This is a genomic window from Limnospira indica PCC 8005, from assembly GCF_000973065.1.
Classification (GTDB): Bacteria; Cyanobacteriota; Cyanobacteriia; order Cyanobacteriales; family Microcoleaceae; genus Limnospira; species Limnospira fusiformis.
The window spans coordinates 6,195,203-6,210,366 of the sequence record NZ_FO818640.1 but is presented as its reverse complement, the minus strand read 5'-3'; the positions used below and the strand labels follow the sequence as shown (position 1 = coordinate 6,210,366).

Below are 15,164 nucleotides of genomic sequence, written 5' to 3'. Positions count from 1 at the left end.
GTGATTAATTGGCTTGAAATTCAGTCCTATAAACGGGTTCACCACGGTTAAGGGTAGCGATTTCGCGCTCGGAAGCGACGGGTAGGGGGTTCTCTGTTAACCAATGTTCTGAGAGGAGATGAAAGCGGGGATTTTCCTTAAAGCGATCGCGCATTTCGAGCGCCACAGTTTCCACGTCCGAGGCTAACAATACCCAACCACCGGACACCATAAACTTGGCTAAATCTTCCACCAGTTGCGGTTGTACTACTCGCCGCCGTTGATGCTTGCTTTTAAACCAAGGGTCAGGAAATAAAATACTAACTGTTTTGATAGTTTCCGGGGGCAAAGATGCTAAAATTGAGGATAGGGAATAGTTAGCATTACCGAAAATATAGTGTAAATTAGTTAGCTGTTTTTGGTCACGCCAATGGTTGGCTTCTTCCACTAAAGGCTGACGTATTTCTATCCCCAAAAAATTCTGATATTCTTGGATTTGAGCCAGTTTCCATAAAAACCTACCCCTTCCGCATCCGATATCAATATGGAGAGGTTTGTTAATATCAGTATATATCTCCGACCAATTCGGGGTTTTAACAGAGAATTGAAATTTCCGCGCTAAAGGGTTAACGTGCTGACGAACCCGAACTCTTGCCAATGTTTACACCTCCAATTAAAAGCCATTAACTATTAATTAATGATTGTAATAGTTCCCCATGAACTTGGGCGCGATCGCTCAGAGATTCAATTTGCACAGGGTCAAGGCGATCGCCATTAGCATAATGTTCAATCCAGGCTTTACTAATGATATTGGCATCGTCGGGAATTTGGGAAAGTTCCCAACCGGGAAAGTCTAATTCTGCCATTAAATGACTCACTTTCGGATCGTAACTAATAGCAAAACAGCGACATTCCTGGGAAGCGGCCATAATTAAACTATGCAGTCGCATTGATATAGCCATTTCCACCCCCTGAAATAATCCCCGCAACATTTGAGGGTCTGTTAATTTCAGAATTTGGCTATGGTAAGGAATAGCCTTATGGATTAACTCAGCGATCACCAAATCTTGGGATAATTGAAACGGAACCAGTAAAATATAGGTATCCGTCGCCTGCTGAAAAGACACCAAAGCCCTAGTTAAAATCTCTAACCGTTTTGGGGTCAATAATGGATGCGATCGCCAGGTAACAGCCACTCTAGGCGCTGGCAAATCCCACAGCCCTGGTACAGGTTTTGGGTCGAGAGCCCACACGGGATCAGGAGCTAAGGTAAACGGAATTTGCCAATCTGTCAATAGGGCAGCCGAACCACTATCACGGACAGTAACTAGATTACACCCCGCAAAAGCCCTTTTTGCGATAGCGCGGGTAATCGGACGCTGGAGGGGACCAATACCTTGAGACCAAGCAATCGTCCTCAATCCCATCTGTTGAGCTAATCCCATCAATCCCGTATAATATAATGGGCTGATGGCGCTGGTGACATCTTGAATTAAACTCCCACCCCCCCAGATAAACCAATCAGCAGCCCGCAAAACTTTCAACACCTGAAAGGCATTTCGGCGATCGCAGGTTTGAACTCCGTATTGGGTCTCAGTTTGGCTAGGGTTTCCCGATAAAGCGATCGCTTCTACCGCATCGGGTAGCATCTGTAATAACGAAGCCAAAAGCGCCTCATCACCGCCATTCCCCTCCCCATAATAACCACAACAAATAGCCCTTACCATCTTGCTATTCAAACTTGAACTGTTCTTGTACCGTTAAATATACCGATATCCAATAATTCGTCAAATCTCATCAGGCAATAATTAGGGAAGACCCCCAGACTGCTGCTGGCTATGTCTGCTTGGTAGAATTCATAGCAATTGATAGCAGCATTTACATATCCCCCAACTCTCAGTATTGCACCCCAGTAGCTGTCAAAAGATATTAACAGACTCCATTATCATAACACTCAGAGGGTCGTCTTTGTTGAACCTCCGGTAGTGGTAACTCGTAGGGGGATGTATTTTCACTCCCCCAAAATATAGATTCTGTCTTCACCGGGAAAGATAAGACCTCAGACTGATTAAAAACGGCATTTGGGACCCCCGGGATGGCCAAAAACAGGGGAAATGCCATCATCAGCATTTGGGTTTGTGATTTAATGTTACTCATGATTTGAACCTCGCCTAAGCTGAACTTGATTAAAAATAGGCAAACCGTCGAGGGTTTTGTATCTTACTTGTTTCATTTTTCCAGTTAGAAATGAGATAGCAGGATTTTCCTGAAATAGGGAAAGAACACGGTTTAATTGGGGCTTGGGCCCAGGGGGGTTAATTTAATCCTTGCCAACTTTCTATAATTCCATTATGATGGAGCGAACTCCCAATCATCATCTGCCGTATGACAGTTATTGCTGAGGCTGAAGGGCTGATGAGTAGGTGCTAGGGTCATGGGGTGATTGGGTCTAATGGTCAACATAACTCGGAATCATTAAATAATGATGTAGCCGGGACTTGCTCTGATCAGGCGATCGCCCCCAAGGTAAAAAATGGAGTCAATCAGAGAAATTTATGGTAGAGGACTTTCATAAGCTAAGTTTAGCTCTATTTAGTGGTAAAGGAGGTGTGGGTAAAACCACCCTGGCTTGTGGGTTAGCCCTCCATTGGGCTAGTCAGTTTCCTGATGATCGCATCCTGCTACTATCAACAGATCCAGCTCACTCCCTAGGAGATGTGCTACAAATGCAGGTAGAGAACACCCCCCACCATGTCGCAGCCATGGCTGATTTTGTTCCTCTGCCTAACCTGAGTATCCGCGCCCTAGATGCCCATATACTCCTCAAAGACTTTAAGGAACGCTACGGAGATACCTTACAATTGTTGGTGGAACGTGGCAGTTTTGTAGAAGGCGAAGACCTTACCCCCGTTTGGGACCTCGAATGGCCGGGAGTTGATGAGTTGATGGGTTTATTGGAAATTCAGCGCCTCTTTGACGAAAACCTGATCGACCGGGTAGTGGTGGATATGGCTCCCAGTGGTCACGCCCTTAACCTTTTGGGGTTAATGGATTTTTTGGATAATTTGTTAGAATCCCTCGAACTATTCCAAGAAAAACATCGCACCATCGGCAGTTCCTTTACTGGTAGCCACCGCCAAGACGAAGGAGATGAGTTTTTAGATGAAATGCGGGACAAACTCGCTTCAGGACGCGCTAGGCTGCAAGATGCTGACCATACCTCTTGTTTCTGTGTGGCTATTCCTGAACCTATGAGTTTATTTGAAACCCGGCGATTTTTGGAGTCTCTACAAACTCTCAAAATTCATCTGGGTGGGGTATGGATTAATCATATCGTGACCGAAGCTGTTGATGGCGATCGCTATCGTGAACAGCAACCCCTCATGGCTGAGTTTATCAAAATCGCCGCCGATCAGCCTATATTTCTAGTCCCGGAATTAGACACCGAACCCCTGGGAGTTACCGCCTTAAATAGCTTATTTGCTCAAACTAAGCCTTTGGGTAACGATGACCAATTAGCTATCATCACCCAAACCGAAAACCAGCCCGTATCATTGGTGACATTCCCTGATGCTCCTAAATTACCAGATTTTCTGTCCTTGGGGCGGCGTTTAGTTATTGTCGGGGGAAAAGGTGGTGTGGGTAAAACCACTGTTGCTGCTGCTATAGGTTGGGCGATGGCAGAACGTTACAGCGCGCGCCATGTTAGAATGGTATCTATTGACCCGGCCCATTCCTTGGGTGATGCCTTCGGTTGTCAGTTAGGACATCAAGCCCTTAACATTACTGATAACCTTAGCGGTCAGGAAATTGATGCTGACCAGGTTCTCGATAGGTTTCGCTCAGACTATCTCTGGGAATTGGCGGAAATGATGGGGGGAGATTCTGGAGACCCTGATGCTAATCTCAAACTGGCTTATGGACCAGAGGCTTGGCGGCGCATTGTTTCCCAGTCTCTCCCAGGACTTGATGAGATGTTGTCTCTGGTGGAGGTGATGGAGTTATTGGAAAGCCACGAACAAGATTTGATTGTATTAGATACTGCTCCCACGGGTCATCTATTGCGGTTTTTGGAGATTCCTACCGCTATGAGTGATTGGCTGGCTTGGATTTTTAAGCTGTGGATTAAATATCAGAATGTCTTGGGAAGGGTTGAGTTTATGGGACGGTTGCGAACCTTGCGCCAGCGGGTCGTGAAAGCACAAAAACGTCTGGCTGACCCCGAATATACCGAGTTTATTGGAGTTGTTCAAAATCGCGAGGCTATTCTAGCAGAAGCTGAAAGATTAGTCGAATCTGTCCGGGAACAGTCGATCGCCCAAAATTACATCGTACATAATCGCGCTGAATTGGGTAAGGCAATTTCAGGCGATCGCTTTGGGGAATTGGCGATCGTTCCTTTACCTAATTTACCTCGCTGTGTTGAGCCGATATTCCGCATTCAAAAAGCCGCTGAATTAATCTTTTAACAGCACCCTAAATGCGATCAACACCGAACCAAACCACCCTAGACGGCTATATATATGCCGCCACATTTTCCCATGCTGTTATCATAAGTCAATCTCCGAGATTTGTCAATAGGCAATCTGGCAAATTAGGGATTATTCTATAAATGGTGTATTAATCAATCCAAGGAAGGAATGAGCCATGGTTAAGGGTAATCTTCTGAGTCGATGGTGGGGAGTAACGATGATGGGGATAATGATTAGTTTAACCGGGAGTATTAGTCCGGTGTCTGTCCTAGCTGAATCCGACTCTTCCGACCCCTCAGAAACCTATACAACTATTATGGATTGGTGTCTGAATAGGGAGAATTTATCCCCAGATGCTAGATATACCGTACAACTGATTTTGAGGGAAGCCGGAACCTTTAACTGTGCGAGAGCTAGTGAAAACTTGCTAAATTTAAATAGACTAGATCTAAACACCAGTTTAATTAGGGATGTTGCGCCTTTAGGAAGTCTCACCAACCTAACGGAATTAAGATTGATGAATAACCGAATCTCAGATATCAGTCCTCTCGCGAATCTGACGAACCTGGAAAATCTGGATTTAAGTTACAATCTACTCACCGATGTTAGTGCTTTAGGGGAACTCATGAATCTGAGAGTTCTTAACCTGAGTTATAACCAAATTAATGATGTTAGTAGCCTCAATAATTTATCAAGACTAAATGAGTTAAATCTCAATCACAACAACATCTCTAATATCAGTTCCTTATCTTCCCTAGAACGCATCACTTATTTATTTGTCAGACATAACCCAATTGCAGACCAGACCTGTCCGATTTCGCCGAGATTTATCTGTCAGTTTTAGTTGTTAGGGAAAGGATAATTTCCGATTGATTGACTGAGATTACTCAAAGTTTTTATAAACTTGGCGAAATTGTAAAATCAAGCCGAGGGTGACTTGTTTCATCACCTGGTAGAGAATGGATATAATCACAAATGTAATCATGATGACTAGCAGCGGTTTTCGGCTAGTCAAATCATTCAAAGTCTCGACCATAATCACATCTGGTTGAGTCACCAAGTCCCAACTATTAAATCTTTGAAAACGTCCTAGATATACACCGATCGCACAGAGAAAATGAACGAGAAACTCAGCCGGGATTACCCATTTTTTGGCTCCTTGTTTAACTAAATAGTGACCCTGATTAATTAAGGAAATGACATAGGCTTGAAATCCCATGAGAATTGCGAAGACATGAAGGGGGATAAAAAACAGAGTAATAACCCAGACAGAATATCCGGCTCTGGTGGCTCTAATTAAGTGGATAATATCGGTGAGTAAATAGGGTGCATTAGGCAAAAAAGCGATAAAAACCACTAAAGTAATCCACCACAACCCAGACCGAGAGATATTTTTGCGCCGAAACAGAAAAAAGCTGAGAACTAGGGGAATAAACGCTAAAAACAGATTCCAAATAATCCAGCCACTATGTCGATTAAAAGCATCTAAAGCACCAGCGAGTATAGCTTCCATGATATCTTAACTTCCTCCGTTAGTGAAATTCAATCAAGCTCGCGCCATGCTAGAGAATATTATATCTAACTAATCATGATGGCCACAGGATTTTAAAAACCGTTGAGGGATGGTGGTCTGACTCCCCCAATGTAGGTGTAAATAGGAACAGTGAACATTAGGAAGAGGGTTCCAACCCAACCTTCGGGGTGAGTTTCTGGGAGGCTGTGATAGCGAGAAATGTCATAGATAGGGTTAGGGGGTTCTTCGGTTAGGTGGGAATGGTGGAATTGATGACCGCAGACGGTATCTCCTGAAGATAGTAGGGGTGTTTCTCGTAAGACTTTCCCTTGATAATATCCTAAAGTCAATCGTTTTTCCATAATAGCGGTAGTAGGAAGAATTCCGACCATAGACCAGGCTTGTTGATTAAAGTCGATAATTTGATCACATAAATACATTAACCCCCCACATTCTGCATAAGTAGGAATACCGGAGTTAATGAGCGATCGCACTTGTTGAATAGCGGGTTGATTTTGACTTAAAGACTCAGCGAATACTTCGGGAAATCCGCCGCCAAAATACAGACCATCAACGGGTTCGGGAATGGTTTGTGTTAGGGGACTCCAGGAGATTAATTCGGCTCCCAATTCTTGCAATAAATCGAGGTTATCAGCATAGTAAAAACTGAAAGCGACATCACGAGCGATCGCTATTTTCACGCGGGGAATTTTCACGGGAATCTCTCGAGGTTCTGGGGTGAGAGTTTCCGCAGTCAATAGGGGAAGTAGTTGTGACCAATCAAAACAATTAGCGGCTAATTCTGTCAGTCGCTTTAAGAGGATATCAAGATTAGAAATTTCTTGGGTGGGAACTAATCCTAAATGGCGGTCAGGAATGGTAATATTATCCTGGCGGCGCACGACACCTAAAATCGGCAAATTCAGAGGTTTTAAGGCGGCTTTCAGTAAATCCAGATGGCGATCGCTTCCGACTCGGTTCAGGATGATACCGGCGAATTTTAGCCGAGGATTTATGGTACAATAACCATGGGCGATCGCCGCCACAGAACCGGATAATCTAGCGCAATCAATCACTAAAATAATCGGCAAATTCAAGCATTCAGCAATATAAGCAGTTGAGGCAAAATCAGAGTTAAATTCTGTGGATTCCCACCCGGTAGGAATACCATCAAACAACCCCATAACTCCCTCAATAACTCCTAATTGAGAGCCACTAATATGGCGCTGAAAACAGGATTTAACATAATCTTCTGAAGTCAGAATTGGATCGAGATTTCGACAAGGTTTTTGGGTAACATACTCATGAAACATCGGGTCAATGTAATCAGGACCCACCTTAAAAGATTGCACATCAAAATTGTGATGTTTCAGATAAGCTAAAATACTGAGCGTAATTGTGGTTTTACCTACGCCGCTGCGTTCTCCCGCAATGATAACAGTCATGAAAAATCTACCTATTTCGACAATTTTTTAAGCATTATTTACGATTAAGAATTACCCGGATCAACGGAGAAATCCTCAACTTGTTGCAGCATAATTTGTTGTTCAAATAGATCTGGATATTCTTGAATCCAGTCATCAACTAAAAAATAAAAAGATATCCAGCAACTCATAACCACATGACCCAGGATTAATAACAGAAACGGACCACTAATTAAAGGGGGAGTTGGTCGCAGTTTAAATTTAGCATCAATCAACTGAATTAAAAACACAAAACAAGCGCAGATAATCGGCCAAACAGTTATGGCAAATGTGGGTAACTGTTCAGCAGTTTCCTGATCAACTAATACGGTAATTAAAGTTCCGGTAATCCAAGGACTTAGGGAAACACCACGAATGATAAAAGGATGTTGATTGGTGCGCCAAGAAATGCCAGCAGTTAGCAAAATCCAACTCAGGTTGGCTATGGAGTTACTGCGTTCGATGTTATCGGTCAGCAGGCTAGAAACTAACCAAGCCAATAGACCGACTATGACTACACTTTTCCAGTGATATAACTTAGGTGGCTTAACGGTATTTACCACGGAAGTGACATTTTTAACTAAGGGATGTTTCAGGGGATTATCCATTATGATGAAACCTCGTTAGCTTGCAGTACAGTTAAGGCTATAATACACACATAACTAATGGTGTGTGCGCGGACAAGAGAGCGAATAATGATTTGAGTCTCCTGACTCATGGAAAAAATCAGAGGACTTTGAGATTTTTTGGGGTCAGGCTTGTCTTGTTGGGGGGGGATTTCGCATAAAAATTTATACAAAGCAAATCCATTAACTTTAATGGCTAAATATAACAAAAAATAAACCATCGTAATGAGGAGCAAGGTTAGAGACAATTGGGGAGTTTCTCCGACCAGAAGATACACGATAAAATCTTTCTGAACAAAGTCAGGAATCACTCCCTTTATTATAAAAAAGCTCATAATTCCGACGATTTCTGCTAACAAATTAATGGCGGCTGCATATTCGACACTTTTGCGGGGGGACAAATTCAGATAACCACTCAGAAGCCATGATTCAAGGGTAATCACAATTAACAAACGACAAAATCGGGTGAGGATTGTCCGTATTCCAATGGTGACAGCAGGTAGCATGAAGCGTGGACTCCATTAAGATGATAAACTTAATCTATCATTAAGTTGGGAAATGATTAACATTTGCTGTACTAGGGTACACCAAAGCTATTTTCGTCAGCACCCCCGGCTGAAGCACGGGGGCTTCGTGCCCCCCGATTTCAGGTAGCTGACCAGCTTAAGCCAAGCCTTAACTGGCTACGTGAGCGAGCAAGAGTTAAAGTTCCTACCCTGGAATGCGTGCTAGTTCCAGGCACTAGAACCAAATCGTTAAACAGTTCTAAGGGGTTAAGACAGTGCGATTTGGAAAGTACCGACTCTGAACATTAGCGTTCGCGCAGCGTGCGCGTTAGCGCAAGCGCAAACGTTACGAGCAATCAGAACAGACGCAACAATGTCTAACCATATTTTCGTTTTAGATACCAACCGCAAGCCCCTGACACCGTGCAAGCCAGGGGTGGCACGATCACTGCTCAAAGCCGGGAAAGCATCGGTATTTCGACGCTACCCATTCACCATTATTCTAAACAAGGAGGTTGACGCTAATCCTGAACCCCTCTAACTAAAATTAGACCCAGGCTCTAAAGTCACTGGAATTGCCTTAAAGCAAGGGAATCATATTATCTTTGCTGCCGAGTTGCAGCACCGAGGACAGCAGATTAAAGAAGCATTGCTCTCTCGTCGTCAACTCCGACGTTCTCGACGAAACCGCAAGACCCGATATCGACCAGCTCGGTTCTTGAATCGGACTCGTCCCGAAGGTTGGTTAGCTCCCAGCTGGCAGCATCGAGTAGATACTCTAATGACCTGGGTTCACCGATTTCGTAGACTTGCCCCAGTTGGCCGCATTACCCAAGAGCTAGTACGGTTCGACCTGCAATTGATGGAAAACCCTGAGATTTCAGGTGTTGAGTATCAGCAGGGAGAATTACAAGGCTATGAAATCAGAGAATACCTGTTGTTCAAGTGGGGCAGAACCTGTGCTTACTGTGGGGCTCAAAATGTACCACTTGAAGTTGAGCAGATCCAGCCTCGGTCTAAGGGTGGCTCTGACCGGGTTTCTAACCTGACGATGGCTTGCCACTCATGCAATCAAGCCCAAGGCAATGGGGACATTCGGGATTTTTTATCGGGCCAGCCTGATGTCCTGAGTCGTCTTCTCAGGCAGGCCAAATCACCCCTTAAAGATGCGGCTGCCGTTAACTCGACCCGATGGGCCTTGTTCAAGGCTCTGAAAGCAACAGGACTCCCAGTTACCACAGGAACGGGCGGACAAACGAAGTTCAATCGACTGAGGCTCAACCTACCTAAAGCTCACTGGCTTGATGCTGCCTGTGTTGGACCAGTCGAATCACTCGAAGTTCTGACTTCAAAACCGTTGCTGATTTTAGCAAAGGGGCATGGAACCCGTCAGATGTGCGGGACGAATAAGTACGGATTCCCGAATCGTCACCGCTCCAGGAGGCAAATTCATAAAGGCTTTCAGACTGGCGACATGGTGACGGCTACGGTCACAGCGGGGAAGAAAATTGGCTCATATCTAGGACGGGTTCTCTGCCGTGCGTCTGGTAGTTTTGATATTACCACCGCTTCGGTACGGGTGGCAGGCATCAGCCACAAATACTGCCAACCCATTCACAGGAAGGATGGTTACGCCTATGCTTGAAAGATTGACGGGGACTAAAGTCCCCCTGTCGCGTTTCCTCCCCGGTCTAAAGACACGGGGCTTCCACGCTCCCAAGAGGTTTACGTGATTGATAAGTCTAACGATCGCCCTACTATGGGAAAGGGGAGCAAGAATTTAATCCAAGATTTGCTTGACATCTTAGGACAATAACGTACAATACCCCAAAGATTCGCAACTCAATAATGAGTATACGGTCAAACCCCAGACCATGCCAAATTTCCCTGACGACATACTCATCAAGTCGGATTCTTCATGGTAAAATCCAATCATGGTGCGAGACGTTTAGGAGTAAAATAAGGCTGCAATGCCTGAAATAACCTCCTAGTGGGACTTTCACCCCTTGGTGAAATATAAGGGACTCGTACCCTGACCATCCCATAACTGTTTATATGTCCCAACGTTTGGTATAGAAATATACAAAACAAGGCAGGGAACTCAAGGTCAAAACGCCCAACTGGAAATATTAATGATTCCTTAACAATTGCGTTGAGAGTAACGGCGATAGCCACCCCCAGTTTTGGGAATCATAACCCCAGGATTGAAGCGGGGAACGGAAGGCGTGAAGTAGAACCTACTACCAAATGCGACCACTGCCAACCATCCATGATTAGGGAAACCGAATGTCCGGCTTGAACCATCGTAATGATTTAGCAGCGAAACAGGTTGATACGCTGCGTTCAAAAGAGCAAGGGGAAAAGTAGGGTAATCATGACATCACCTACACAGACTTTTAAAAGTACCCCGGTGGAGAGGACAAATCTAAAGATGGAATGCCCGTATAAACGGAACGTTTAAACCCCTTTTAGGCTCTCAAGTGGCAGGATGTACCTGCGGAGTAGTGAAAGTGTAAGCGTATACCTTTAAGGGGAAAGGATGTGACTGAAAGCCAATGCCTAACTGTAATGGTTAGGATATGCCCACTAGTCACGGTGTGGATATAGAGACTGCGACAATTAGGAGTGTTTACGACGAAAGCGAGTTTAAACACTACGATGTTGTATTTAGCTCCAAAAGTTGAAATCACAAAAGCAGGGAGTCGTTTCGTTACCCTGTTCCCGATGTCAAAAGGGGTATCCACATCAGGAGCCGTGTGATGTGAAAGTATCAAGCACGGTTTTGAATTGGAGTTGGGGAAGGCGACTTCCCTTTCGACCATAACCCTTACAAAGCTTTCCGGACAAAACTCAAACTCAATGACCGTCATCGCACCTTGATGGCCAAACACGCGGGTTATGCTCGGTTCGTGTTTAATTGGGGATTACACTTATGGATGTCAGCTTATGAAGAGGGACTCAAGCCTAATATAAACTCCATTAAAAAGGTTTTTACTAATTATGTGAAACCTCAATATCCTTGGATGTCCGAATTGTCTTCTAAAGTTGATCAATATGCCTTCATTAATCTAGGGGATGCCTTTAAGCGCTTCTTCAAGGGAATAAGCAGTTATCCTAAATTTAAGAAGAAAGGCTACCATGATAGCTTTACCCTTGACAATTCCGGAAAGCCATTCAAGTTGTCAGGAACTCGCCATAAGCTGCCTTTTGTGGGCTGGGTTTCTACATTTGAGGCACAACCCGAAAGTTGGGTTAAGAAAGTCACTATAACGCGCCAAGCAGGTGACTGGTATATGAGCTTTTTCGTAGAAATCACGCCAGAAATTACACCGAAATATCGAGAGAGAATCGGGGTAGACCTAGGAATTAACAATTTGGCGACTTGCTCCGATGGGACCCAATTCTCTAATCCCAAGGCTTATAAAGCAGTCACCCAAAAACTAGCCAGATTACAACGTCATTTAAGTCGCAAAGTCAAAGGCTCGAAAAATTGGGCCAAATGTCTCTTAAAAGTTCAAAAGCTACATCAAAGAGTAGCAAACATTCGGCGGGACACCATTCATAAAATAACTACTTTTTTGGCTAAAAACCACAGCCAAGTCGTCATTGAAGATTTGAATGTGTCAGGTATGCTAAAAAATCATTGTTTGGCGGGTTCTATCGCTGATGCTTCATTTTATGAGTTCCGTCGGCAACTAGGTTACAAGGCAGAACGTTATGGTTCAAAGTTGATTATTGCCGATAGATTTTATCCATCCAGTCAACTTTGTTCTAACTGTGGCCATCGTCAACAAATGCCCCTAGTCCGTCGGACTTTTGAATGTCCAAACTGCGGTCTGGCGATAGATCGTGACTTGAATGCCAGTATAAACCTAGAGTGCGAGACGTTTAGGAGTGAAATAAGGCTGCAATGCCTGAAATAACCTCCTAGAGGGAGTTAAACTAGTCAATCCGGCTGCTACTATAACTAGATTATTAGTTTACCCCTTAAATATATATATGTCCCGACGCTTAGTGAGTTATGACACTAAGCAAGGCAGGGAACTCAGGGTCAATCCCATTCTAAGAAATCGCAATGTTCCATCCAAGTATACTACAAGGAGGAGTATTTAACCCACTTGGGGCGATTATGGGAAAGAGTAAAGGCGGTAGCCACCCCCAGTTTCAGAAATCACAAATCTGGGATTGAAGCGGGGAACGGAAGGCGTGATGTAGAACCTACTACTATAGGCGACCACTGCCAACCATCCATGATTAGGGAAACCGAATGTCCGGCTTGAACCATCGTCATTATACAGCAGCGAAATAGGTTGATACGCTGCGTTCAAAAGAGCAAGGGGAAAAGTAGGGTAATTTTAGCATCACCTACACAGACCTTTAAATGTACCCCGGTGGATAGGACAAATCTAAAGATGGAATGCCCATATATATGGAACGTTTAAACCCCTGTTGGGCTCTCTACGAGTACATCTTGTAGAGTAGTGAAAAGTGTAAGCGTATGCCCATAAGGGGAAAGGATGTGACTGAAAGCCAATGCCTAACTGTAATGGTTGGGATATGCCCACTAGTCACGGTGTGGACATAGAGACTGCGATGATGTAAGAGTGCTTATGACCGAGAGCGAGTTTAAAGACTACGTGGTGTATATAGCTCCTAAAGTTGAAGTCACAAAGCAGGGGGTCGTAACCCTGTTCCTACTGACAATAGGGTGTCTACATCAGGAGCCGTGTGATGTGAAAGTATCAAGCACGGTTTTGAATGGGAGTTGGGAAAGGTGACTTTCCTTTCGACCCCTACCAAAATCGCCTGGTTCCGACGATTACACTTGTGGACGGGGTGCTGCCGACAGTCCCGGACGAAGCCAGAAATAAACATCAAGATCCGGCTATGTCCGGTTTTGTTTAAGTTTTATAGAGCAGTAATCATGATATTGATGCCGGGAAAAAGCTACAGAGGTACACTTCCACCCCTGACACGACACCAGGAAGAACTTAGCGATCGCCTACGACAAGATGTAGAAGCGATCGCCGGGACCGGAGAACATAACTATATATATTACGATAATCTTCTTAAAACTGAGGCTTACCTAGAAGCGTTTACCTTTGCCTTGGAGTTGTAGAAGTCCAGATTGGTGTCAAGGGACTTAATGCGATCGCTTTTTTGTCCTAACTGGGAATTTGTACTTGTTTTGTCCATTTTCCCAGTAGGCTACCTTCCATTGGGTCAGTCTGATAACTTACTCCTTGCTTTCTCTCCTGGGACAGTTAATCCGGCTAGTGCGATCGCTTAACCTGGTGGGATTCTGTCTGGACTGATTTAGGATTGTGTATATCAGGTTCATTAGTTCGTTGTCTCTGGAGTTAACTTCAGTAATTAGTTTCTGGTTTTGTTTCATCAACTGCCAGACTAAAAAAACTGTAATTCCATCAGTTCCTAGCTTGACTATCTCAGGTAATGTATTAGAATTCATCGTTGTTTGTTTTGTCTTTTTTTAAGATTAATTCATTATAGTCAGTGGTTTTGGCTAAATATCTTTCAATATGTTTTAAAGTAAGCCAGACCAGTTGTTTGTCCCCTCGACATTCGCTTCTGACTGAACTTCTTAATCTATCGATATCTTCTTGATTTTTTTTGACATTAATTTGGAGTTCAGTATGTTTTGCTGAAAGATACCAAATACCTCCCGAAAAAGAAATAAGCCAACCAATAATTAAAGCAATTTTTTCAATTTCTAGATGCATAAAGTTAGAAACTCCTGTACTTTCAAAAACTAAAATTAAGTTTTGAAAAAATTGCTGGTAGTTCGTTTTCGGGTAATTCGGATAGACTCCCAATCACCCGAAAAATTTAGACCGTTGGCAAATTAGAATTGTGGTCTACTAATAATTCCTGAATTCTCAAATTTTTGGTAGAATGACAATTGTCTATCTATCTGTCTTGTCACAGAGCCATCCGGTTGTAACACTATATTGAACAATGTCTGAGCAGAAACTACGTTTAATCGTTGAACATCAGGTAGTTGGTTGCGTTCGACTTGTGCCTGGTAAAAAGCCTCAACAAATTCGTAAAGTTCTACGGTAGCGTCTACGTTTTCAGCTTCCGAACCTAATGACCCCAGCAAGGTTTTTAAGGTTGAACCATCTGGGAGATGGTTGATTAATTGAGCGAGAGAGATATTCATGTTAAGCTACAAAAGCCTCAATTATTACGTTAAACTTTAGATCCATTGTAGGATGATTTTCGATCCATGTTGCGTTTTTGAAAAACCGGCGGCGGACTCCTAGCTTTCTAATTGTCCAGGAATTATCTGTAAATTCTTCTATGGGCGGATAATTAATCAGTTGTGGTTCTTCTGTAACGTATACAGTTCTTTGTCCTGTTACCCAGCCAAAACTCCCAGAATCATCACGATAATGCCCTCTGATAAGCAGCATTGACCTATAGCCATCATAGGGATTTTTCCAACGCCCCCAATCAGTTGAAAATTTAAACCTCAATAATGAGTTTTCAGTAATTGGGGGGTTGTGAATTATCCATTCTTGGGTAGGCTGATAGCTTGAAGCTATCAGTTTCCATGCACCATAAGCGTCGGTAAAATCCATGCC

The 15,164-nt window shown here is 43.7% G+C and carries 15 protein-coding genes and 2 pseudogenes; 7 read left to right on the top strand and 10 right to left on the bottom strand.

Annotated elements, in window-relative coordinates; translation table 11 throughout:
• Window positions 1–4: 4 nt before the first annotated feature.
• Together trmB and csaB are read right to left on the bottom strand one after the other, a co-directional pair.
• A complete protein-coding gene (trmB, locus tag XZ46_RS27580; protein ID WP_006622352.1) occupies window positions 5–637 on the bottom strand; it encodes a tRNA (guanosine(46)-N7)-methyltransferase TrmB in 633 nt (210 codons plus the stop codon).
• Between the two features lie 25 nt (window positions 638–662).
• Window positions 663–1,706 carry a polysaccharide pyruvyl transferase CsaB gene (gene csaB / locus XZ46_RS27575; RefSeq protein WP_008056512.1) on the bottom strand — a complete coding sequence of 348 codons (1,044 nt, stop codon included), beginning with the start codon at window positions 1,704–1,706 and terminating at the stop codon, window positions 663–665.
• Between the two features lie 712 nt (window positions 1,707–2,418).
• On the opposite strand from csaB, the gene XZ46_RS37700 reads away from it, so the two are divergent.
• The 3 genes from XZ46_RS37700 to XZ46_RS27560 all read left to right on the top strand — a co-directional run bounded on the left by XZ46_RS37700 (window position 2,419) and on the right by XZ46_RS27560 (window position 5,295).
• The gene (locus tag XZ46_RS37700; protein WP_006622354.1) at window positions 2,419–2,541 is read left to right on the top strand and encodes a hypothetical protein; all 123 of its coding nucleotides are present in this window, start codon (window positions 2,419–2,421) and stop codon (window positions 2,539–2,541) included.
• Window positions 2,535–4,448 (top strand): ArsA family ATPase, encoded by a 1,914-nt coding sequence (locus XZ46_RS27565; protein WP_006622355.1) that lies wholly within the window; start codon window positions 2,535–2,537, stop codon window positions 4,446–4,448. Before XZ46_RS37700 ends, XZ46_RS27565 begins: the two co-directional genes overlap by 7 nt.
• Before the next feature lie 178 nt (window positions 4,449–4,626).
• Window positions 4,627–5,295 carry a leucine-rich repeat domain-containing protein gene (locus XZ46_RS27560; RefSeq protein WP_006622356.1) on the top strand — a complete coding sequence of 223 codons (669 nt, stop codon included), beginning with the start codon at window positions 4,627–4,629 and terminating at the stop codon, window positions 5,293–5,295.
• A gap of 39 nt (window positions 5,296–5,334) precedes the next feature.
• Here the strand turns inward: XZ46_RS27560 and XZ46_RS27555 are convergent, their stop codons facing one another.
• The 4 genes and pseudogenes from XZ46_RS27555 to fraC form a co-directional block, all read right to left on the bottom strand.
• Window positions 5,335–5,964 (bottom strand): DUF1361 domain-containing protein, encoded by a 630-nt coding sequence (locus XZ46_RS27555; RefSeq protein ID WP_006622357.1) that lies wholly within the window; start codon window positions 5,962–5,964, stop codon window positions 5,335–5,337.
• Between the two features lie 69 nt (window positions 5,965–6,033).
• A pseudogene (locus XZ46_RS27550) lies at window positions 6,034–7,409 on the bottom strand (cobyrinic acid a,c-diamide synthase CobB).
• Window positions 7,410–7,453: 44 nt separating this feature from the next.
• Window positions 7,454–8,035, bottom strand: a complete 582-nt coding sequence (locus XZ46_RS27545) for a DUF5357 family protein (protein ID WP_006622359.1) — start codon at window positions 8,033–8,035, stop codon at window positions 7,454–7,456.
• Window positions 8,035–8,559, bottom strand: coding sequence for a filament integrity protein FraC (fraC, locus tag XZ46_RS27540; RefSeq protein ID WP_006622360.1), 525 nt, complete (start codon window positions 8,557–8,559; stop codon window positions 8,035–8,037). The genes XZ46_RS27545 and fraC overlap by 1 nt, the downstream gene beginning before the upstream one ends.
• Window positions 8,560–8,932: 373 nt before the next feature.
• Here fraC and iscB point away from each other — a divergent pair.
• The 4 genes and pseudogenes from iscB (at window position 8,933) to XZ46_RS35105 (ending at window position 13,849) form a co-directional block, all read left to right on the top strand.
• Window positions 8,933–10,204, top strand: a pseudogene (iscB, locus tag XZ46_RS27535) (RNA-guided endonuclease IscB).
• A gap of 1,234 nt (window positions 10,205–11,438) precedes the next feature.
• Complete coding sequence (locus XZ46_RS27530) at window positions 11,439–12,482, top strand: RNA-guided endonuclease InsQ/TnpB family protein (protein ID WP_048895342.1); 1,044 nt, start codon at window positions 11,439–11,441, stop codon at window positions 12,480–12,482.
• Between the two features lie 851 nt (window positions 12,483–13,333).
• Window positions 13,334–13,678, top strand: coding sequence for a hypothetical protein (locus XZ46_RS37145; protein ID WP_228116435.1), 345 nt, complete (start codon window positions 13,334–13,336; stop codon window positions 13,676–13,678).
• A gap of 12 nt (window positions 13,679–13,690) precedes the next feature.
• A complete protein-coding gene (locus tag XZ46_RS35105) occupies window positions 13,691–13,849 on the top strand; it encodes a hypothetical protein (RefSeq protein ID WP_155839091.1) in 159 nt (52 codons plus the stop codon).
• Here the strand turns inward: XZ46_RS35105 and XZ46_RS37900 are convergent.
• From XZ46_RS37900 to XZ46_RS27505, 4 genes are all read right to left on the bottom strand, one after another.
• Window positions 13,796–14,029, bottom strand: a complete 234-nt coding sequence (locus XZ46_RS37900) for a hypothetical protein (RefSeq protein ID WP_048895283.1) — start codon at window positions 14,027–14,029, stop codon at window positions 13,796–13,798. The genes XZ46_RS35105 and XZ46_RS37900 overlap by 54 nt on opposite strands.
• The gene (locus XZ46_RS27515; protein WP_006669510.1) at window positions 14,019–14,300 is read right to left on the bottom strand and encodes a hypothetical protein; all 282 of its coding nucleotides are present in this window, start codon (window positions 14,298–14,300) and stop codon (window positions 14,019–14,021) included. The genes XZ46_RS37900 and XZ46_RS27515 overlap by 11 nt, the downstream gene beginning before the upstream one ends.
• 122 nt (window positions 14,301–14,422) lie before the next feature.
• Window positions 14,423–14,740, bottom strand: coding sequence for a hypothetical protein (locus tag XZ46_RS27510; RefSeq protein WP_006623222.1), 318 nt, complete (start codon window positions 14,738–14,740; stop codon window positions 14,423–14,425).
• Window position 14,741: 1 nt separating this feature from the next.
• On the bottom strand, window positions 14,742–15,161 hold the full coding sequence (locus XZ46_RS27505) for a hypothetical protein (protein WP_008053796.1): 420 nt from the start codon (window positions 15,159–15,161) through the stop codon (window positions 14,742–14,744).
• Window positions 15,162–15,164: the final 3 nt, after the last annotated feature.

Coding starts and splice junctions, on each gene's coding strand:
- csaB (WP_008056512.1), bottom strand. CDS start 1,706: ATGGTAAGGGCTATTTGTTGTGGTTATTATGGGGAGGGGAATGGCGGT.
- XZ46_RS27565 (WP_006622355.1), top strand. CDS start 2,535: ATGGTAGAGGACTTTCATAAGCTAAGTTTAGCTCTATTTAGTGGTAAA.
- XZ46_RS27560 (WP_006622356.1), top strand. CDS start 4,627: ATGGTTAAGGGTAATCTTCTGAGTCGATGGTGGGGAGTAACGATGATG.
- XZ46_RS27555 (WP_006622357.1), bottom strand. CDS start 5,964: ATGGAAGCTATACTCGCTGGTGCTTTAGATGCTTTTAATCGACATAGT.
- XZ46_RS27545 (WP_006622359.1), bottom strand. CDS start 8,035: ATGGATAATCCCCTGAAACATCCCTTAGTTAAAAATGTCACTTCCGTG.
- fraC (WP_006622360.1), bottom strand. CDS start 8,559: ATGCTACCTGCTGTCACCATTGGAATACGGACAATCCTCACCCGATTT.
- XZ46_RS27530 (WP_048895342.1), top strand. CDS start 11,439: ATGGCCAAACACGCGGGTTATGCTCGGTTCGTGTTTAATTGGGGATTA.
- XZ46_RS37900 (WP_048895283.1), bottom strand. CDS start 14,029: ATGAATTCTAATACATTACCTGAGATAGTCAAGCTAGGAACTGATGGA.
- XZ46_RS27515 (WP_006669510.1), bottom strand. CDS start 14,300: ATGCATCTAGAAATTGAAAAAATTGCTTTAATTATTGGTTGGCTTATT.
- XZ46_RS27510 (WP_006623222.1), bottom strand. CDS start 14,740: ATGAATATCTCTCTCGCTCAATTAATCAACCATCTCCCAGATGGTTCA.
- XZ46_RS27505 (WP_008053796.1), bottom strand. CDS start 15,161: ATGGATTTTACCGACGCTTATGGTGCATGGAAACTGATAGCTTCAAGC.